Annotated in this window: 20 protein-coding genes; 7 read left to right on the plus strand and 13 right to left on the minus strand. The window is 66.5% G+C overall.

What is annotated here, in order from left to right; translation table 11 throughout:
* Positions 1 to 12: 12 nt before the first annotated feature.
* Genes cyoB through KVP10_RS13140 form a run of 6 tightly spaced genes read left to right on the plus strand, consistent with a single transcriptional unit; the run spans position 13 to position 5,888 of the window.
* Entirely contained in the window at positions 13 to 2,010 is a 1,998-nt protein-coding gene (gene cyoB / locus KVP10_RS13115; protein WP_217965061.1) for a cytochrome o ubiquinol oxidase subunit I, read from the plus strand.
* A complete protein-coding gene (gene cyoC / locus KVP10_RS13120) occupies positions 2,003 to 2,638 on the plus strand; it encodes a cytochrome o ubiquinol oxidase subunit III (RefSeq protein WP_217965062.1) in 636 nt (211 codons plus the stop codon). Before cyoB ends, cyoC begins: the two co-directional genes overlap by 8 nt.
* Positions 2,635 to 3,033 carry a cytochrome o ubiquinol oxidase subunit IV gene (gene cyoD / locus KVP10_RS13125; protein ID WP_217965063.1) on the plus strand — a complete coding sequence of 133 codons (399 nt, stop codon included), beginning with the start codon at positions 2,635 to 2,637 and terminating at the stop codon, positions 3,031 to 3,033. Before cyoC ends, cyoD begins: the two co-directional genes overlap by 4 nt.
* A 5-nt stretch (positions 3,034 to 3,038) precedes the next feature.
* On the plus strand, positions 3,039 to 3,944 hold the full coding sequence (locus KVP10_RS13130; RefSeq protein ID WP_217965248.1) for an SURF1 family protein: 906 nt from the start codon (positions 3,039 to 3,041) through the stop codon (positions 3,942 to 3,944).
* A gap of 11 nt (positions 3,945 to 3,955) precedes the next feature.
* The gene (locus KVP10_RS13135; protein ID WP_217965064.1) at positions 3,956 to 5,338 is read left to right on the plus strand and encodes an ATP-binding protein; all 1,383 of its coding nucleotides are present in this window, start codon (positions 3,956 to 3,958) and stop codon (positions 5,336 to 5,338) included.
* Positions 5,328 to 5,888, plus strand: a complete 561-nt coding sequence (locus tag KVP10_RS13140) for a response regulator transcription factor (protein ID WP_217965065.1) — start codon at positions 5,328 to 5,330, stop codon at positions 5,886 to 5,888. The genes KVP10_RS13135 and KVP10_RS13140 overlap by 11 nt, the downstream gene beginning before the upstream one ends.
* 29 nt (positions 5,889 to 5,917) lie before the next feature.
* Here KVP10_RS13140 and KVP10_RS13145 read toward each other — a convergent pair whose 3' ends face one another.
* The 13 genes from KVP10_RS13145 to KVP10_RS13205 all read right to left on the minus strand — a co-directional run bounded on the left by KVP10_RS13145 (position 5,918) and on the right by KVP10_RS13205 (position 18,823).
* A complete protein-coding gene (locus KVP10_RS13145; RefSeq protein ID WP_217965066.1) occupies positions 5,918 to 6,778 on the minus strand; it encodes an amidohydrolase family protein in 861 nt (286 codons plus the stop codon).
* A 113-nt stretch (positions 6,779 to 6,891) separates the two neighbouring features.
* A complete protein-coding gene (locus KVP10_RS13150; protein WP_217965067.1) occupies positions 6,892 to 7,572 on the minus strand; it encodes an MgtC/SapB family protein in 681 nt (226 codons plus the stop codon).
* A 175-nt stretch (positions 7,573 to 7,747) separates the two neighbouring features.
* Entirely contained in the window at positions 7,748 to 8,809 is a 1,062-nt protein-coding gene (locus KVP10_RS13155; protein ID WP_217965068.1) for an AI-2E family transporter, read from the minus strand.
* Between the two features lie 281 nt (positions 8,810 to 9,090).
* Positions 9,091 to 9,402, minus strand: coding sequence for a high-potential iron-sulfur protein (locus KVP10_RS13160; protein WP_217965069.1), 312 nt, complete (start codon positions 9,400 to 9,402; stop codon positions 9,091 to 9,093).
* Complete coding sequence (gene ccoS / locus KVP10_RS13165) at positions 9,399 to 9,596, minus strand: cbb3-type cytochrome oxidase assembly protein CcoS (RefSeq protein WP_217965070.1); 198 nt, start codon at positions 9,594 to 9,596, stop codon at positions 9,399 to 9,401. The genes KVP10_RS13160 and ccoS overlap by 4 nt, the downstream gene beginning before the upstream one ends.
* Positions 9,593 to 11,830, minus strand: a complete 2,238-nt coding sequence (locus KVP10_RS13170) for a heavy metal translocating P-type ATPase (protein WP_217965071.1) — start codon at positions 11,828 to 11,830, stop codon at positions 9,593 to 9,595. Before KVP10_RS13170 ends, ccoS begins: the two co-directional genes overlap by 4 nt.
* On the minus strand, positions 11,827 to 11,991 hold the full coding sequence (locus tag KVP10_RS13175; protein ID WP_217965072.1) for a hypothetical protein: 165 nt from the start codon (positions 11,989 to 11,991) through the stop codon (positions 11,827 to 11,829). Before KVP10_RS13175 ends, KVP10_RS13170 begins: the two co-directional genes overlap by 4 nt.
* 31 nt (positions 11,992 to 12,022) lie before the next feature.
* Positions 12,023 to 12,946, minus strand: a complete 924-nt coding sequence (gene ccoP / locus KVP10_RS13180) for a cytochrome-c oxidase, cbb3-type subunit III (protein ID WP_217965073.1) — start codon at positions 12,944 to 12,946, stop codon at positions 12,023 to 12,025.
* Positions 12,943 to 13,188 (minus strand): cbb3-type cytochrome oxidase subunit 3, encoded by a 246-nt coding sequence (locus KVP10_RS13185; protein WP_217965074.1) that lies wholly within the window; start codon positions 13,186 to 13,188, stop codon positions 12,943 to 12,945. Before KVP10_RS13185 ends, ccoP begins: the two co-directional genes overlap by 4 nt.
* Positions 13,185 to 13,823, minus strand: a complete 639-nt coding sequence (gene ccoO, locus KVP10_RS13190; protein WP_217965075.1) for a cytochrome-c oxidase, cbb3-type subunit II — start codon at positions 13,821 to 13,823, stop codon at positions 13,185 to 13,187. The genes KVP10_RS13185 and ccoO overlap by 4 nt, the downstream gene beginning before the upstream one ends.
* A 205-nt stretch (positions 13,824 to 14,028) precedes the next feature.
* A complete protein-coding gene (gene ccoN / locus KVP10_RS13195) occupies positions 14,029 to 15,492 on the minus strand; it encodes a cytochrome-c oxidase, cbb3-type subunit I (protein WP_217965076.1) in 1,464 nt (487 codons plus the stop codon).
* A gap of 332 nt (positions 15,493 to 15,824) precedes the next feature.
* A complete protein-coding gene (locus tag KVP10_RS13200; protein WP_246600650.1) occupies positions 15,825 to 16,343 on the minus strand; it encodes a DUF1993 domain-containing protein in 519 nt (172 codons plus the stop codon).
* A gap of 146 nt (positions 16,344 to 16,489) precedes the next feature.
* On the minus strand, positions 16,490 to 18,823 hold the full coding sequence (locus tag KVP10_RS13205; RefSeq protein ID WP_217965077.1) for a molybdopterin-dependent oxidoreductase: 2,334 nt from the start codon (positions 18,821 to 18,823) through the stop codon (positions 16,490 to 16,492).
* Between the two features lie 351 nt (positions 18,824 to 19,174).
* On the opposite strand from KVP10_RS13205, the gene KVP10_RS13210 reads away from it, so the two are divergent.
* Positions 19,175 to 20,110 carry a 4-hydroxy-tetrahydrodipicolinate synthase family protein gene (locus KVP10_RS13210; protein WP_217965078.1) on the plus strand — a complete coding sequence of 312 codons (936 nt, stop codon included), beginning with the start codon at positions 19,175 to 19,177 and terminating at the stop codon, positions 20,108 to 20,110.

The raw sequence follows: 20,110 nt of genomic DNA on the forward strand, positions 1-20,110 counted from the left end.
GCTTGAAACAAAATGCCTGAGCAAATCACCAAACTGATATTCGGCCGGCTTACGCTGGACGCGATTCCCTACCACGAACCCATCCTGGTATGGACCTTCTGCTTCGTGGCGCTGGGCGGCCTGGCGCTGCTGGGCGCCATCACCTATTTCAAGCAGTGGGGCTACTTGTGGCGCGAATGGTTCACCAGCATCGACCACAAGAAAATCGGCATCATGTACATCGTGCTGGCCATCGTGATGCTGCTGCGCGGCTTCTCGGACGCTGTCATGATGCGCCTGCAGCAGGCGGTCGCGTTCGGCAGCGACGCCGGCTACCTGCCGCCGCATCACTACGACCAGATCTTCACAGCCCACGGCGTGATCATGATCTTCTTCGTCGCCATGCCGCTGGTCACGGGCCTGATGAACTACATCGTGCCGCTGCAGATCGGTGCGCGCGACGTGGCCTTCCCGTTCCTGAACAATTTCAGTTTCTGGATGACCACGGGCGGCGCCATCCTGGTGATGTGCTCGCTGTTCGTCGGCGAGTTCGCCCGCACCGGCTGGCTGGCCATGCCGCCCCTGTCCGACCTGCCGCAGAGCGCGGACGTGGGGGTCGACTATTACATATGGGCGCTGCAGGTGGCGGGGATAGGGACACTGCTGTCGGGCATCAACTTGATGGTCACCATCATCAAGATGCGCGCGCCCGGCATGTCCCTGATGAAGATGCCCGTCTTCACCTGGACCTCGCTGTGCACCAATGTGCTGATCGTCGCCGCCTTCCCGGTGCTGACGGCTGTGCTGGCCTTGTTGATGCTGGACCGCTACGCGGGCACCAACTTCTTCACCAACAGCCTGGGCGGCAACCCGATGATGTACGTGAACCTGATCTGGATCTGGGGTCATCCCGAGGTCTACATCCTGATACTGCCCGCTTTCGGCGTCTATTCCGAAGTCGTCTCCACCTACAGCGGCAAGCGCCTGTTCGGCTACACCTCGATGGTGTATGCCACGGTCGTGATCACCGTGCTGTCCTACCTGGTGTGGCTGCACCACTTCTTCACCATGGGCTCGGGAGCCAGCGTCAATTCCTTCTTCGGCATCACGACGATGATCATCTCGATACCGACAGGGGCGAAGATCTTCAACTGGATGTTCACGATGTATCGCGGCCGCATCCGCTACGACGTGCCGATGCTGTGGACGGTGGGTTTCATGATCACCTTCGTGATCGGCGGCATGACGGGCGTGATGCTGGCGGTGCCCCCCAACGATTTCCTGCTGCACAACAGCCTGTTCCTGGTGGCCCACTTCCATAACGTGATCATCGGCGGCGTGCTGTTCGGCATGATGGCAGGCATCACCTACTGGTTTCCCAAGGCCTTCGGCTTCAAGCTGGATCCGTTCTGGGGCAAGTGCTCGTTCTGGTTCTGGTTCGTCGGTTTCTATTTCGCCTTCATGCCCTTGTATGTGCTGGGCCTGATGGGCGTGACCCGGCGCCTGAATCATTTCGACGACCCCTCGCTGCAGATCTGGTTCCAGATCGCCGCATTCGGCGCCTTGCTGATCGCGCTGGGCATAGCCAGCTTCCTGATCCAGCTTTTCGTCAGTATCCGCCGCCGCGAGCAGTTGCGCGACACCACCGGCGATCCCTGGGACGGCCGCACGCTGGAATGGTCGACCTCTTCGCCGCCGCCCGCCTACAACTACGCCTTCACTCCCCAGGTGCATGACGGCGATGCCTGGTGGCAGATGAAGCAGCGCGGCGCCGCGCGTCCGCTGGACGGGTTCCTGCCCATCCACATGCCCGCCAATACCGGCGCCGGCATCATCCTGGCCGGCCTGTGCACTGCGCTGGGCTTCACCCTGATCTGGCATATGTGGATCCCGGTGATCGTCCTGGCGGTCGCCGCGCTCGCCGTGGCCATAGGCCATACCTTCAACTACAAGCGCGATTACTACATCCCCGCCGAGGATGTGGCCCGCGTCGAAGCCGAACGTACCCGACTGCTTGCCCAACATGTCTGATTCCTACGCCGTCTCCAAGTCCGCCGCCGCGTCCGGCGAGCTGAACTTCTATGTGAAAGAAGAAACCCACCCGCAGAACGGCACTTTGCTGGGCTTCTGGGTGTACCTGATGAGCGATTGCCTCATCTTCGCCTGCCTGTTCGCCACCTACGGGGTGCTGGGCCGCAGCTACGCGGCCGGCCCTTCGGGCGCCGACCTGTTCGAGCTGCCGATGGTGGCGCTGAACACCTCGATGCTGCTGCTGTCGTCGATCACCTACGGTTTTGCCATGGTGGTGATGCGCGAGAACCGCCGCGGCGCGATGCTGGGCTGGCTGGCCATCACCGGCGTGCTGGGCGCGATCTTCATAGGGCTGGAGATCACCGAGTTCCTGCACATGATCCACATCGGCGCCGGCCCGCAGCGCAGCGCCTTCCTGTCCGCTTTCTTCACGCTGGTCGGCACCCACGGCTTGCACGTGACCTGCGGCATCATCTGGCTGATCACCCTGATGGTGCAGGTGTGCAAGCATGGCCTGATCCCGGAAAACCGCCGCCGCCTGATGTGCCTGTCGATGTTCTGGCACTTCCTGGACGTGGTCTGGATCGGCGTCTTCACCTTTGTCTACCTGATGGGAGTGCTGCCATGAGCGATCATTCCACCACCGCGCACGGCGCGGGCGACGGCCACGCCGCGCACCACGATCACGACGATGGCGCGAGCCACGGCACCTTCCGCAGCTACCTGACCGGCTTCGTCCTGGCCGTGATTCTCACCGCCATCCCGTTCTGGCTGGTGATGGACAAGGTCTTCGAGAATTCCAGCATCACTGCCATGCTGCTGCTGGGCCTGGGCGCCGTCCAGATCGTCGTGCATATGATTTATTTCCTGCACATGAACGCCAAGTCCGAAGGCGGCTGGAACATGCTGGCGCTGATCTTCACCATTGTGCTGGTGATCATCACGCTGAGCGGCTCGCTCTGGGTCATGTATCACATGAACGCCAATATGATGCCGTCCATGCACGGCATGAAAATGTCTTGATCGCAATGTCGCCGACCCGCTCCGGCGCCAAGCCCGGCCAGGCTTCGCCCTCGCGGGCGCCCGAGCCCGGGCGCGCCGCGGTTCCCCGCCGCGGCGCCGGCAGCCTGGTGTGCCTGGCGCTGGCCGGCCTGTTGCTGTTCTGCCTGTTTTTCGGTCTCGGCACCTGGCAGGTGCAGCGCCGCGCCTGGAAGCTGGACCTGATTGCGCGCGTCGATCGGCGCGTGCACGCCACGCCCGTCGCGGCCCCCGGTCCCTCGGACTGGCCGCGCATCAGCGCGGATGCCGATGAATACCGCCGCGTCACGCTGCAGGGCGAGTGGCTCGCCGGCAAGGACACCCTGGTCAAGGCAGTTACCGAGCTGGGCGGAGGCTTCTGGGTGCTGACGCCATTGCGCCGCGCCGACGGCAGCATCGTGCTGGTCAATCGCGGCTTCGTGCCCGAAGACCAGCGCACAGCGGCGATTCCGCCGCCCGCGGCCGGCCCGGTGACGGGGCTGCTGCGCGTCACCGAACCCGGCGGCGCCTTCCTGCGCAAGAACGATCCGGCGGCCGGCCGCTGGTATTCGCGCGATGTCGCGGCCATCGCCGCCGCGCGCGGCCTGCCCGCGGCGCGGGTGGCTCCGTATTTCGTCGACGCCGCCGCGGTCTCGCCTGCTGCTCCCGGCGAGCCGACAGGCGGCCTGACCGTGATCCACTTCTACAACAACCACCTGGTCTATGCCATTACCTGGTACGCCCTGGCGCTGATGGTGGCGGGCGCGGCCTACTATGTCGCCCGCGACGAGCGGCGCCGCCGCCGCGATCCGGATGGCGGCCTGGACGACTACGAGCGCGGGGTTCGTGACGACCTGTCCGCAGCTCCGCTCCCCGCGGCCGGGCGCCATTTGGAAGGCGGTCCGCGCAAGGAATAAACTTTGCGCCTATGAGCATCGCGAAGACAGATCCCCCGGCCCCTTTGCCCGCCGCGGCCGGCCTGGCGCCCGGGGAACGGCGCATTGCCGGGCGTAGCCTGGACAATACCGGCCACAAGAACATGCAGCAATTGATCCAGTTGCGCTGGATCGCGGTGCTGGGGCAGTTGGCCACCATCTCGGTGGTCTACCAGGGTTTCGATATTCACTTGCCGCTGCGCAGCATGCTTGCGGTGCTGGGCTGCCTGGTGCTGTTCAATGCCGCCAGCATGCTGCGCCTGCGCTTGCGCCACGAAGTGGCCAATGGCGAGCTGCTGGCCGCCATGCTGGTCGATGTCTGCATGCTGACCGCCCAGCTTTATCTTAGCGGCGGCATCACCAATCCTTTCGTCTTCCTGTACCTGCTGCAGGTGACTCTGGGCGCAATGCTGCTCAAGTCCTGGAGCATCTGGACCCTGGTCGCCGCGGCCGCCTGCTGCGTCGGCGGCCTGGCCTTCACGGCGCCGCCGCTGTCGCTGGCGCTGGACCACGACAGCGGCATGGCCAGCGTGTATATCCAGGGCATGCTGGTGTGTCTTGCCATCAATGCGGTGCTGCTGGTGGTCTTCGTCAGCCGCATCAGCCACAATCTGCGCGCGCGCGACGCCCACCTGGCCGATCTGCGCCAGCGCGCCGCCGAAGAAGAGCACATCGTGCGCATGGGCCTGCTGGCTTCGGGTGCAGCGCACGAACTGGGCACGCCGCTGTCCACGCTGGCCGTGATCCTGGGCGACTGGCGCCGCATGCCGGCCTTTGCCGGCGATCCGGAGCTGGTGCTGGAAATCGGCGAGATGCAGAGCCAGGTGCTGCGCTGCAAGTCCATCGTCAGCAGCATCCTGCTGTCGGCCGGCGAGGCGCGCGGCGAGGCGCCGGTCGAGACCACCGTGTGCGGCTTTCTCGACGACCTCGTCGCCGAATGGCGCGCCACCCGGCCCGGCGCCATGCCGATACTCGACTACCGCAACGAGTTCGGACTGGATCTGCGCATTATTTCCGATTCGGCGCTCAAGCAGATGATATGCAATGTGCTGGACAACGCGCTGGAAGCTTCGCCGGAATATGTGGGCCTGCGCGTGCGCCGCGACGGCGCCGACCTGCGCCTGGACATCACCGACCGCGGGCTGGGTTTCGAGCCCGCCATGCTGGCGCAACTGGGCAAGCCTTACCAGTCCAGCAAGGGGCGCCCGGGCGGGGGCTTGGGCCTGTTCCTGGTGGTCAATGTGGCCCGTACGCTGGGCGGGCGTGTGCATGCTGCCAATCTGCCCGAGGGCGGGGCGGTGGTAAGCTTGATTCTGCCGCTGGAATCCCTGACGCCCGACGAGGACGAAACCGAGGGAGAACTCGATGCCGGCTGAGCCGACCCATCCGCAAGGCGCGAGCCGCCTGTTGCTGATCGTCGAGGACGACGAGGCCTTCGCCCGCACGCTGGGCCGTTCGTTCGAGCGGCGCGGCTACGCGGTGCTGCACGCCGCCAGCCTCGAGGGCGTGCAATCCCTGCTGGCCGGGCACGCGCCAGGCTACGCGGTGGTGGACCTGAAGCTGCGGGGCGAAGCCAGCGGCCTGGCCTGCGTGCAGGCCCTGCGCGCGCATGACGACGATATGAACATCGTGGTGCTGACCGGTTTTGCCAGCATCGCCACGGCGGTGGAAGCCATCAAGCTGGGCGCGCGCCATTACCTGGTCAAGCCTTCGAATACCGACGACATCGAGTCGGCTTTCGAGCGCGCCGACGGCGACACCGAGGTCAGCGTCACGAAACGTCCCACTTCCATCAAGACGCTGGAATGGGAACGTATCCACGAAACCTTGGCGCAGACCGGTTTCAATATTTCCGAGACCGCGCGCAGGCTGGGCATGCACCGCCGCACCCTGGCGCGCAAGCTGGAAAAGCAGCGGGTCAAGTGATGCGCGGCGGCGCGTCGTGCCGCGGGCGTCTAGAACCCGTAGAGTTCCGCCGGATTGTCCACCAGCACGCGGCGCCTGGCGGCCGTGTCGGGAACCCATTGCCCGAGCAGCGCAAAGAGCGCCGTGTCGTCGGGGCCGGCGCCCGATTCGGTGGGGTGCGGCCAGTCCGAGCCCCAAACCATGCGGCGTGGCGCCAGGGCTGTCAGCGCCTGCGCGACGGGCACCGTGTCGGCATAGTCTGCACGTTGCGAATTCAGGTAGGCGCCTGACAGTTTGACCCAGGTATTGCCGCGGGCGAGCAGGCCGGCGACGATGTCCAGCGCCGGATGGTCCGGCCCCGCGCCCTTGGGCAGGCGCAGCATGTGATCGAAGACCAGCGTGCCGGGCAGCCGCTCGAGCAGCGCGGCGTGCTCGACGATCTGTTGCGCCGTCAAGTGCAGTTGCACATGCCAGCCCAGGCGCTGTATGCGCTGCGCCATGGGCTCGATCATGTCGAAGCCCGTGACGGCGGTCTTGGGGTTGAACAGGGTGAAGCGCACGCCGCGGATGCCGCCGGCGTGCAAGACGTCGAGTTCCGCCTCGGCCACATCGGGGTGCAGCACCGCGACGCCGCGGGCCGATTCGGGGCCCAGGTCGGATATGGCCTGCAGCGTGACCCGGTTGTCGGTGCCGTAGATGCCGGGCGTGACCACCACCGTTCTTTGCAGGTTCAGCCTGCGCCGCAGTTCCAGGTATGCGGGCACGCCCAGAAAGCGCGGCGGCTGCAGGCCATGCGCCTGCGAAGGATAGCGCTTGTCGTAGATATGGATGTGGGCGTCGCAGGCGCCGTCCGGCGCCAGCTCGCCGGGGCCGGCCGCGGCGGGCTGCGATGCGCGGGATGCATGTGTCATGGGTACTTGCCTTGGCGTTTACGTGATGGTGTTATGGGTGTCGCGGCGTGTGCCCGCATGGGGCGCGGCCGGCAGGCGGCGGAGGCAGCCGCCACGGGCGGCTGCCTGTGGCCTTATTGTGTGTCGTCCTGCATCTCGCATACGCCGGGCACGGCCTTGAGGCGTTCGCGGATGCGGCTGTATTGCGTGGGCGAGACGCGCGACAGCGTGATGCGCACTTCGTCGAGGTCTTCCGATTCGTTGCTTTGCTGGACCACGAATTCCTTGACGCGGCTGCCGGTGGAGCCGAGCGTGTCGTGCAGCGCCTTCAGGTTCAGCGAGCCGTGCGTGACCAGCAGGCGCACCCGGCGTTCCTGGCGGGCGGCGATGTAGCGCTGTTCCAGCGGCTTGATGCCGGCCAGGATGATGAGGATGATGATGGTGGCCGCGATCGAGGCGGTGTACATGCCGCCGCCGACCGCCAGTCCGATGGCGGCCACCGACCAGAGGCTGGCCGCGGTGGTCAGCCCGCGTATGACTTCGCCGCGCAGCAGGATCGAGCCCGCGCCCAGGAAGCCTATGCCCGAGACGACCTGGGCGGCGATGCGGGAAGGGTCGAGCACTACGTGTTCCGCACCCAGGATGTCGTGGAAGCCGAATGCCGATACGATCATGATCAGTGTCGAACCCACGCACACCAGCATGTGCGTGCGCAGGCCCGCGGCCCACGACAGCCGTTCGCGTTCGAAGCCGATCAGGCTGCCCAGCAGGGCCCCCAGCAGCAGCCTGCCTATGATGTCGATGTTGCCAAGCATGGATGTCCTTTGTCTTGTCGGCCTCGGCGCACCCTTGCGCCGCGCCTGTTTCCATGCCTGGAATTATGGCACCGGACGGGAATAGTGCAATTCGGGCGCCGGGGAATCCGGGCGCACGGACGCCGGGCATCGCCGGCACCGGCGGCTCTGAACTGCGGGCGCGCCGAGCCGCGGATCAGGACTCCTGGTGCTTGCGGATGGCCGAAGGGAACAGGTCCCAGCAGGCGATGAACAGCGCCGCGCACAGCGGGCCGATCACGAAGCCGTTCAGGCCGAAGACGGTCAGGCCGCCCAGCGTGGAAATGAGAATGACGTAGTCGGGTATTTTGGTGTCCTTGCCCACCAGCACGGGCCGCAGCACATTGTCCACCAGGCCTATCACCAGCACGCAGAACAGGATCAGCACCACGCCTTGCCAGATCGCGCCGGTGACCAGGAAGTAGACCGCGACCGGCATCCAGATCAGCGCCGCGCCCACGGCGGGCAGCAGCGACAGGAACCCCATCAGCACGCCCCACAGCAGCGCGCCCTGGATGCCGAGGAACCAGAATATCAGGCCTCCCAGCAGGCCTTGCGTGCAAGCCACCGCGATATTGCCCTTGACCGTGGCGCGCACCACCGTGGTGAACTTGCGGTACAAGTGGACCTGGTGGTCGTCGCTCAGCGGGATCAGCAGCTTGCTGTGCCGCGCCAGCTGCGGCCCGTCGCGCAGCAGGAAGTACAGCAGGTAGAGCATCACGCCCATGCTGATGAGGAACTCGAAAGTGTGCTGGCCCACATTGACCGCCTGCGAGGCCAGGAACTTGCTGCCCTGCAGGGCGGCCGCCGACAGCTTGTCCTGCAGGCTGAAGACGTCGCCCACGCCGTAGCGGTCGAGCAGGCTGTGCACCGACGCGGGCAGGGCATTGACGATCTGCTCGAAGTAGGCGCCCAGGTCGAACTGGCCGGAACTGATGCGCTTGTAGATCGCCGCGCCTTCCTGGATCAGTGCGCCGGAGACGAAGATCAGCGGCAGGATCACGATCAGGATGATGATGAGCAGCGAGGCCAGCGCCGCCAGGTTGCGATGGCCGTGGAACCTGGCCAGCAGCCGCCTGTGCATGGGGCCGAACACGATGGCCAGGATCGCGCCCCAGAATATCGCGCTGTAGTAGGGCAGCAGTACGACGATGAAGGCGATGGTGACTGCCGTCAGCAGCAGCAGGAAGGTGCGGAAATAAAGAGTGGAATTTTCCATCCGGCGTCCAGTGTATCCGGGCTAGGGGTGCGAGCGGGCGGCGGCCGGCGCCGTCTGTGCGGGCTTGCCGGAGATGCCTGGGCCGCGGGCCGTGCCGGTCGGGCCTGGCGCGCGGTACCCGTGCGCGCGGGCCCCTGGAACCACGCGCACGGGTGCCTATTTTGCAACGGATTGGCTGCGCGTGGGATGGAAAGGGGAAAGGGGGCCCTCATTTATTGTGTGGGCTTGTATTCCCGGATACCAATTGTGAGCCCCCGGGCGGGGCCGGACGCCCCTTGGATTCAGGCCTTTTTCGCGTAGGCGCTGCACCAGCCGGCGGTGGCCACCAGCTTGCCGGCGAAGATCGGACAGGGGCCCCATTGCTCGCCGGCCTGGCCCTGGAACAACTGGCAGTTGCCGCAATGTTCGCCGGGCGAGTACTTGGGCTGCGCAGCCTTGTCGATCAGCGTGGCGTCGTGCCTGTAGCCCAGGCCGATCGCCACCGGGTCGCTTTCCTCCAGCTTGGCCGGGCCGGCCAGTGCACGGCCGCCCAGGGCCACGGACGAGGCCAGGCCGGCGCCTGCGATCAGGAAACTGCGGCGGGATGTCTTCATGATGTACTCCTTGTAGTTCGGGGTTGATGGTCGGAATCGGGATCGGGATCGGGCGGCGGGTCTTCCAGCAGCGGCATGAAGCCCGGGCTTTCGAGATCGTCGAACTGCTGATGGTTGACCGCCCAGAAGAAGATCGCCGCGGCCAGCAGCACGATCATCAGGGTGACGGGAATCAGGATCAGCAGGCTGTTCATGGATGCGAGGCGGACGCCGGGCCGGCCTGGAAAGCGGGCGCGCCGGCATGGGGGTAGGGGGCGGAGGCCTGCCGGGATTGCGGATCCTGCTTATGCGGACCCTGGGTATCCGGGCATGCGTCGGCGGGACGGGCTCCCGGCGCGGCGCGGCCTGCGCGCAGCGCGTTCATTGCCACCAGCAGCGAGCTGGCGGACATGCCCAGGGCCGCCAGCCAGGGCGGCACCCAGCCCAGGGCGGCCGGAGGGACGGCGCACAGGTTATAGAACAGCGACCAGCGCTGGCTCTGGGCTACCAGCTTCATGGCCTTGCGGGCGGCGGCGCGGGCCCTGGTCAAGCCGTCGAGGCGCCCGTCCAGCAGCAGCATGCCCGCACGCGATTGCGCTAGGTCGGTGGCGCTGGCCGGTGCGGCTGAAACGTCGGCGGCGGCCAGCACGGGGGCGTCATTGCTGCCGTCGCCCACGGCCAGCGTGACGTGGCCGGCCGCGCGCAGGGCGTCCAGCAGCGCCAGCTTGTCTTCGGGGCGCAGGCGGGCGTGCCATTCGTCCACCCCCAGGCGGGCGGCCAGCGCCGCGACCCGTTCGGGCGCGTCGCCGCTGGCGATGCGTATCGAGACGCCATCGGAGCGCAAGGCGTCGAGCACGGCGCGGGCCTCGGGGCGCGGATATTCCGCGGCCTCGGCGCCGTGAATGTCGATCGGCTCTGCGGCGTCGCTGCGCGCGGCGGCGGGGGGCGCCGGCCTCGCGGCGTCTTGGTGCACGGCGATGGGATGGGTAGGGCTTGATACATCACCGCCTGGCATGGGCGGCAGCGTCAGGGTGCCGGTCTTGTCGAACAGCGCGGCGTCGACCCGCGCCAGGCTGGCCAGTGCCGCCGCGTCATTGACCAAGACCCCTTGCGTGGCCAGCGCGCCCATGGCGCGCGTCAAGGTTGCCGGGGCCGCCAGGGCGAAGGCGCAGGGGCAGGCGGCCACCAGCACAGCCACGGTGGCCTCGAAGGCGCGGCTCGGCTCGGCGAGCAGCCAGCCCGCGGCGGTCAGCAGCGCCAGCAGCAGGATGGCCAGGACGTAGCGATGGGCGTGGCCGTCCGGGCCCGGCATGCTCGGGCGGCGCCGGCCTTCGAGCGCCTCGATCCGCGCCGCGGCACCGGATCCGGAGCCTTGTTCCACCACGATCACGGCGGGGCCGTCCAGCAACAGGCTGCCGGCCGCCAGGCATGCACCGCGCCTGTGCGGTACCGGGCGCGATTCTCCGGACAGCAGGGATTCGTCCAGGCGAGCCTCGGGGCTTTCCAGCCGGCCATCGGCGGGCACGATGCCGCCCGGCGCTATCCATACGCGGTCGCCCGGCAGTAGTTGCTCGGCCGGCACGGTCTCGAGGGCGCCGCCCGGGACATAGCGGCGGGCCAGCAGCGGCGTGGCGTCCAGCGCCGCGTCGGCCTGCGCCGCGCTATGGTGTCGCGTGCGCAATTCCAGGTAGCGTGCGCCCAGCAGCAGGAAGATGAACATGCCGACCGAGTCGAAATAGATCTCGCCTTGCCCGCGCCAGGTATTGAAGGCGCTGGCCAGGAACACCGGCACGATGGCCAGCGTGACCGGCAGGTCTATGCCCAGGCGGAGCCGGCGCAATTCCCGCCAGGCGTTGCGGTAGAAGGGCACGGCCGAATAGCCCACGCAGGGGATCGTCACCAGCAGGCACAGCCAGCGGAACAGGCCGCGCGTGCTGAAGTCGACCATGTCGACCGCGCCGATGTAGATCACGAAGGCGAAAGTCATGACCTGCATCGAGCACATGCCCGCCACCAGCAGGCGCTTGAGAATATCGTGGCGCTCGTCGACATGGCCGTCGTCGATGCTGTCGCGGCGCAAAGGCCTGGCGCGGTAGCCGGCGCCGGCGCAGGCCCGCAGCAGATCGTCCAGAGACAGCCTGCGGGCGTCCCAGATCACGCGCGCGCGGCGCGCGGGCACGTCGATGGAGACGCGCCGAATTCCCGGCAAGGCCTGGATGATCTGCTCCAGCCGCAACACTTGTCGGGCATCGTCCAGCGGCTCGGTGCGCAGGGCGGCCTCGACCCAGCCATCGCGGCGCTTGCGCAGCACCTGCGCGGCCAGCCGCGGGTCGGACCACAGGGCCGTGGAGCCCACGTCCGGCGGGCAGGCTCGCTTGCCTTGCGCCGCATCCTGCCCGGGCAAGGGCGCGGGGCTCGCAGGCTCATCGGGGACCGCGGGCTGCTTCATCGCGCCGCCTCGCCGCCAGGTTCCGGGGCCGCGGACAGGGGAACGCCGAAGACGGTGCGCGCGGTCGGCAGCGGCGTATCGGCATGGCGGTGGCTGGCGACGATGATCCAGACGCAGCCGGCCAGCGCCGCAACGAACACCAGCAGCCCCAGCCACAGCACGGGCTGGCGCTGCCAGCCTGCGCGCCGGGGATCAGCGGCGGACGTCGCTGCCGGCCGCCGCATCGCTGTGCGAAAGATGGTAGACATACGCGGCTACCGCTTGTATTTGCTCTTTGTCGAGCCTCGATCCCCATGCCGGCATATGCCCCTGGCGCCCGTCATGGATACTTTTTTCGATGTCGGCCAGCGTGCCGCCGTGCAGCCAGATGCTGTCGCTGAGCCGGGGCGCGCCCAGCATGGGGTTGCCCTGGCCTTGTGCGCCGTGGCAGGCCGCGCAGGTGGTCTTGAACAAGGGCTCGGCCGCCTTGGCCATGGCCGCGTCGTGCGGCGCGCCTGACAGGCCCAGCACATACTGGGCCAGGTTCTTGACGGTTTGCTCGCCCATGGCGGCCCAGGCGGGCATGACGCCGCCGCGGCCATTATGGATGGACGCGACGATGTCCTTGGGACTGCCGCCGTACAGCCAGTCCTGGTCGGTGAGATCGGGGGCGCCGAGCTTCTGGTTGCCGCGCGCCTGCACGCCATGGCAGGCCGCACAGTTGTCGCCGAACAGGCGACGGCCTAGCTGCAGGGCCTGCGAGTCGGTGGCCAGTTGCTCCACCGGTTGGGCGCCCAGGCGCTGCGTCAGGCCGTCCGCGCGGGCCTGGTTGGCGGCCGTGTCGCGCGCCAGCTCGCCGTGGGATGTCCAGCCCAGCGTGCCGCCGAAGCTTCCGAACCCGGGATACAGCACCAGGTAGGCGAAGGCCGCCGCGAACATCGCTCCGGACAGCGCCAGCCACCAGCGCGGCAGTGGCCGCACGCCCTCGCGCAACACCCCGTGCGCCCAGACATGGCCGGTGGTGCCGTCGTCGCGGGTAGGGATCTTGGCGCGCGGTCCCCACAGGAACAGGAACAGTGAAATGCCCAGGTTCAGCACCACCAGGAACATAACCCACAATGACCATCCCATGCTCATGGCCGGCCCTCCCCACGCCGCGCGGCCGCTTGCGCGCCAGCCTGCCCATGAATCGTCGCGGCGCGGCCCGGCCTTGCGTAGTCCGGCCATGCCTGATCCATGTCGTCCAGCATGGGCAGTTGCGCCATGCGGCTGAACACAGGCCTGTGGCTGCCCTGCCAGGCCCAGATCCAGATGCCGATGAAGACCGCCATCATCAGCAGTATGAATATCCCCACGAAGTGTCCCCAGAGCGGATTCATTGCGCATTCCCCTTGGCCGCGGCCGTCGGTTCGTTCTTGATGCCCAGGCCCTGCAGGTAGGCGATGAGCGCGTCCATTTCGGTCTTGCCCGCCAGCATCTTGGGCGCCGCCGCGATATCGGCGTCGCTGTAGGGGTCGCCCAGGCGGCGCAGCGCCCGCAGCCGCGCCTGCATGTCCGACGGATCGATGGCGGTGCGCGCCAGCCACGGATAGCCCGGCATATTGGACTGCGGCACCACCTGGCGCGGGTCCATCAGGTGCATGAACTGCCACTGGTCCGAGTACTTGCCACCGACCCGTGCCAGGTCCGGCCCGGTGCGCTTGGAGCCCCACTGGAACGGCCGGTCGTAGACCGACTCCTCGGCGGTGGAGTAGTGGCCGTAGCGCTGCGTTTCGAAGCGCTGCGCGCGGATCATCTGCGAGTGGCATAGATAGCAGCCCTCGCGCACATACACGTCGCGTCCGGCCAGGCGCAGCACGTCGTAGGGCTGGACCCCGGCCGGAGCCTTGATTTCATGGGCCTGCATGAATATGGGCGTGATTTCCGCCAGGCCGCCGAAAGACACCATGACGGCGGTCAGAATGCCCAGCATTCCGGCGTGTTTCTCTATGAATTCAAAATGCCTGTAAGCCATTTGCTTGTCCTTGGCCGCGGTGCGCCCCTGGTCGCCGGCGGCACGCCTTGTTTGCGCGCCGCACCGCTGCCTGTCACTGATATCGGATGGTGTTGCCCGCCATGTCGTTTGCCGCTAGCCCCCGGGATCCCGTGCTTTCCGGGGTATCGCGGGAAGTTGCCGCCTGTGTTTCCCCTGGGTATCGTGCCGGTGGATCCGCGGCGCCTCAGGCGGGAGCGGGAATGGGGGCCGGCTCCTGCCGTGGCTCGGGATCGGGTATGGGCACGGGGATCGGCGTGATCAGCCGGGCCCGCGCCGCCGCCGCGGTGTACCAGAGATTCCAGGCCATGACCCACATGCCCGAAAGAATCAGCACCCCGCCCAGCCAGCGCAACAGGTACAGCGGCTTGATCGCGATCAGGCTGTCCAGGAAGGAGTAGGTCAGCGATCCGTCGGGCAGGGTGGCGCGCCACATGATGCCCTCGGTGATGCCGGCCGCCCACATCGAGGCCACGTACAGCAGTGTCCCGGCCAGGTGCAGCCAGAAGTGCAGTTCCATGGCCTTGTGCGAATGCATCGCCGGACGTCCCAGGGCGCGCGGCGCCATCGCGTACAGCGAGCCTATGGTGATCATCGCCACCCAGCCCAGCGAGCCTGAATGCACGTGCGCTATGGTCCAGTCGGTGTAGTGCGACAGCGAGTTCACCGACTTGATCGCCATCATCGAGCCTTCGAAAGTCGAGGCGGCATAGAACACCAGCGCAAGCACCATGAACTTCGCGGCGGGGTCGCTGCGCAACCGGTGCCAGGAACCGTTGAAGGTCAGCAGGCCATTGGCCGCCGAACCCCAGCTCGGCATCAGCAGTACCAGCGAGAAGGCCATGCCCACCGATTGCACCCAGTCCGGCAGTGCGGTGTACATCAGGTGGTGCGAACCGGCCCACATGTAGACCGAGATCAGCGCCCAGAAATTCACTATGGAAAAGCGGTAGCTCCACAACGGCTGCTGGGCCTGGCGCGGCACGAAGTAGTACATCATGCCCAGGAACCCGGCGGTCAGGAAGAAGGCCACGGCATTGTGCCCGTACCACCACTGCACCATGGCGTCGACCACGCCCGAATAGATCGGGTAGGACTTGGTCAGCGACACCGGTATCGCCAGGTTGTTGACGATGTGCAGCAGGCCCACCGCGATGATGAAGGCGCCGTAGTACCAGCAGGCCACGTAGATGTGGCGGATGCGCCGGCGCGCCAGGCTGGCGAAGAACACCACGCCGAATGACACCCAGACCACGGCGATGAGAATATCGATGAACCATTCCGGCTCGGCGTATTCCTTGCTCTGGGTGATCCCCAGCGGCATGGTCGTCATCGCCAGCACGCAGATCAGTTGCCAGCCCCAGAAGGTAAAGCCGGCCAGCCGTCCGCAGGCGAGCCGGGCATGGCCGGTGCGCTGCACGACGTAGTAGCAGGTGCCCATCAGCGCCGAGCCGCCAAACGCGAAAATGACGCCGAAAGTGTGATCGGGCCGGATGCGGCTGAAGGTCAGCCACGGGACATTGAAATTCAATGCCGGCCACATCAACTGGGCCGCGGCCAGCACGCCCACCGACATGCCTATGATTCCCCAAACTGCGGCGGCCAACAGAAACTGGCGCACCACCTTATCGTTGTAATACTCGTCCTGCATGAAAACTCCCCGAACGGACGAGCATCAGCTTACCGGGGTGCATCGGGCAATACTTTGATGCGGATCAAACTAATGTGAAATAGTGCGCCGCGGGCGGGAAAGGCCGATGGCGTGGGGCATCGGTGCATCGCGGCGGGTGTCGCCGGTTTGGCGGGTGTGCCAGGTGTGGCAGAGGAGGCGGAGGCGTCAAGCGTGGCGGCCGGAGGCCCCGAAAAAGGCGGCGTCCGGCAATCCCGGCCATCGGCGGCCGGGATTGGGTAAACGATGCGGCGGGAAAAGGGCGGCATGGAGGCCCGGGCGGCCCCCGTGTTCGTCGCGGCCCCTGAACGGCGCTACGCGGACAGGCTGCCCAGGAAATCCATTTTTCCGACTTCGACGCCGCAGTGGCGCAGAATGTCGTAAGCGGTCGTCACATGGAAGTAGAAATTGGGCAGCACGAAATTCAGCAAGTATGCCTGCCCGTCGAATGTAATGGCATGCTTGCCCAGCTTGAGCACTATTTCCCGGTGTTCCGAGCCATCGATTTGTTCAGGGCGGACGCTCGCCAGAAAGTCTATCGTCTTGGCGATGCGCGCCGACAGTTCGGGGAAGGTGGTTTCCGTATCTTCGAACTTGGGTGTTTCCACCCCGGCCAGCCGCGCCGCACAGCCTTTCGCCGTGTCGGTGGCGACCTGCACCTGGCGGGCCAGCGCGAACATGTCGGGGTACAGCCGGCTGCCGATCAGCACCGCCGGGTCTATCTTGTGCGCCTCGGCATGCGCCGCCCCTTTGGCGAGAATGGTGTCGAGGATCTTCAGACTACGAGTCAGCGTCGCAATGGACGCCTGGTACATCGGAATGCCGGCCATCATGAGTCTCCGTAACCGTGTGTGCGGGAAGGCTTTTATTCTAGCTCTGCGCCGCAAGGGTTTTTGCGTGGCGCCGGACCGGCGCGGAACCACGGAGGCTGCGCGGGCCGGGCCCTCGGCGGGCCGGCCGCCTGGCCGCCGGCGCCAGCTCAGCCGTGCGTTGCGGGCTGATGCGCCCCGCCCGGTTCGATCGCGGGGACGTCGAAGGCGTGCACGGCGGGCGCCGGGCCGTCCCATTTGCAGATTTCCACCAGGGCGGATTGGGGGCTGGGGCCTTGCGTCAGGCGCGAAGTCCCGACGTCCAGGGTCAGCACGTTGGGGTTGCCATGGCGTTCCAGGGTCGAACTGTCGGGATCGAACCAGGCGCCGGTAGGCAGCGCCGCGACGCCCTCCATGGTCTTGGGATCTATGGTGGCGGCCGCCAGGCATGCGCCACGGTCGTTGTATATCTTGACGAGATCGCCGTCGGCGATTCCCCGCCGCGCGGCGTCGGACGGCGAGATGTAGACGCGCTGCCGCCCCTTGAGCTTGAGTTCCGCCGAGGTTTTTCCCGCGTCCAATTGGGAATGCAGCTTGTCGGCCGGCTGCGGAGTCATCAGGTGCAGCGGGAAGCGTTCGGCGGCCTTGGCGCCCAGCCATTCAGCGGGCTCCAGCCACATGGGATGCGCGGGGCAGTCGTCGTAGCCGAAGGCGGCGATGCGCTCGGAATAGATCTCGATCTTGCCGGACGGGGTTTGCAGCGGATGCGCCTCGGGGTCTTGCCGGAAAGTGTCGAACAGCACGTATTCCCGGTCGGGCTCGGGCAGTTCCAGGTAGCCGGCGCGCCAGAATTCTTCGAATTCGGGAGCCTGCATGCCGGCGCCGCGCCAGTTTTTCGCCAGCCGTTCATAGATGTGCCTGAGCCATTGGCCTTCGTCGCGCCCTTCCGTGAACTCGGCCTCGTGGCCGGCCAGCGCCGATAATTCCCGGTAGATGTCGAAGTCGTTGCGGCTCTGGGCATAGGGGGCCAGGGCCTTGTGCATGGCAAGCACATAGCGGTCGCGCGAAGATCCGCCTATATCGTTGCGCTCCAGCGTCGTGGTGGCGGGCAGCACGATGTCCGCCCGGCGCGCGGTGGGCGTCCACCAGCTATCGTGTACGACTATGGTTTCGGGTACGCTCCAGGCGCGCGCCATGCGATTCAGGTCTTGATGGTGGTGGAACGGGTTGCCGCCGGCCCAGTAGATCAGCTTGATGTCGGGGTAGGCGCCCGTGCTGCCGTTGAATTCGTAGCGGGCGCCGGGGTGCAGCAGCATGTCCGCGGTGCGCGCCACGGGAATCGAGCGGGCCGCCGGGTTCTTGCCCGCGGACATTTCCGGCGACGCCACGCCCGGGCGCGGATTACCCACGCCATTCATGGATCCGTGGCCGAAGGCGAAGCCGCCTCCGGGCAGGCCGATCTGGCCCAGGGCCGCGGCCAGTGCGATGCTGGCCCAGTAGGGCTGCTCGCCGCGATGGGCGCGCTGCAGCGACCATGCGCAAGTCAGCAGGCTGCGGCTTGCGGCGGCCTGGCGGGCGAGCGCCCGGATGTCTTCGGCGGGCACGCCGCACACTTGTTGCGCCCAGGCCGCGCTCTTGGCCGTGCCGTCGGATTTGCCGAGTACGTAGTCGGCAAACCTGTCGAAGCCCGTGCAATGTGTATGGACGAAGTCGGCGTCGTGGCGGTTTTCCACCAGCAAGGTGTGCACCAGTGCGAGCATCATCGCGGTGTCGGTGTTGGGCCTGATCGGGATCCAGCGCGCCGGCACGCCGTCCGGCACATCGGCGCGAGTCGGGCTGACCACCACGAATTCCAGGCCGGCCTGGCGCGCCCGCTCGATCCAGCGTGGCGCGGAATGTTCGCCCGCGCCTCCCGAAGTGATCTGCGTATTGCGCAGCGGCAGGCCGCCGAAGGCAATCAGCAGCTTGGTGTGGGCCGCGACGCTGTTCCAGTCGGTTACGCGGCCAGTGACGGGAGCATAAGTGCCGATGATGTAGGGCAGCAGAAATTGCGCCGCGCCCCAGCTGTAGTTGCCGGCCTGGTCCACGCAGCCGCCGCCCGCATAGAGGTAGCGGTGGGTGAGGGTGCGCGCATGGTGCAGCCGGCCGGCCGACGACCAGCCGTAGGAGCCGCCGAAAATCGATGTGTCGCCATGTGCGGCCCGCACTCGGGCCAGTTCGTCCGCGACCAGCTTCAGCGCGGTGTCCCAGTCGACCTCCACGAAGGGCTCGGCGCCGCGGTCGGCGCCGTCGGCCCGCTGGCGATCGCGCAGCCAGCTCTTGCGGACCGCGGGCCGGGCGATGCGCAGGTCGGAATGCACCATGCCGGGCATGGACTCCAGGATGGAAGAGGGCGCCGGGTCGTAGCGGAACGGTTCGCAGGCTACCAGGCGATTGTTTTCGACCACCGCAGTGAAAGCGCCCCAATGGGACAGGCTGGGATAGCGTTCGGTACTTGCAGGCATGTCGCCGTTTCCATGTGGCACCCGCTACGTACGGTCGGCCGCATCGGGAATGTTTTTCGCGGGGCCGGGCCTGAGCCGGGACCCGCGTCGATATTCGCCATTTTAGGCATTAGCTAATGAATAATTTTTCCTATTTATCGGGAAAAACGGGCGGATAACAAAAAAAATTTCATACCGCTGCGGCATATACTGGCATTGTGATCTGCGGCCGCAAAGGCGGAACATCCGGTCCGGATATGGCGGGCGGTGCGGCAGGTCGCCATGTTGCGGGGTGTCGTGCTGCGCATGCGACGCCGCCCGGGAGGCGGGCCCCGTAGTCATCCAAATTCAATATCAATTGGTGGAATCGCAATGGCTAAGATGAAGATCGAAGGGTCCTTCGTGGCTCTCATTACCCCTTTCAACCGCGACGGGACGGTGGATTTCGAGGGCTTTCGCACCTTGCTGAAGTTCCAGGAAGACCACGGCACGGCTGCCGTGCTCATCATGGGCTCGACCGGCGAAGTGTCCATGCTGTCGCAGCAGGAACGCCAGCAGATCATCGTCGAGACGGCCAAGATGAAAACCGGCAAGATGAAGTTCTTCTACGGCTGCACCGGCAATAATACCGACACCACCGTCGATTACCTGCGCTTTGCGCGCGCCAACGGCGCGGACGGGGCCATTCTTGCCGCTCCCGCGTATATCTGCGGCTCGGAATCCGACATCGAAGACTACTTCCTGGAAGTGGCCGATGCGACCGACCTGCCCCTGGGCATCTACAACAACCCGCCGCGGGTCAAGACCGATCTGCATTGGGACAACCTGCTGCGCATCTTCAAGCATCCCAATTACGTCGTGCACAAGGAATCCACCACCAGGGTGGGCCAGGTGGCGCAGGTGCTGCACGCCCGTCCCGACGTGGCCGTGATGTGCTGCGATTCGCCCAATCTGGGCCTGGTGGTGCCCACCATGAGCCTGGGCGGCCACGGCACCGCCAACATGACCGGCAACATCGCCCCGGCCGAAATGGCCACGATTTCCCGGCCCTGGAGCTCGCCCGAAGTGTCCGTGAGCTTCCGCGAGACCTACTTGCACATGCTGCCGATGCTGCATTTCTCGTATTCGGCCATCAATCCCGTGGCCATCAAGTCGCTGCTCAAGGCCGTGGGCCTGCCTGCGGGCGAACTGCGCAAGCCGCTCAAGGGGCTGCCGGATGCGGCGCTGCAGCAAGGCCTGCGTGCGGTGCGCGAACTCGGGCTGGACAAGAAGTATGGCTGGACTTCGCGTGAACTGAAAGCGGCCTGA

Source organism: Candidimonas humi, from assembly GCF_019166065.1.
Lineage (GTDB): Bacteria > Pseudomonadota > Gammaproteobacteria > Burkholderiales > Burkholderiaceae_B > Candidimonas > Candidimonas humi.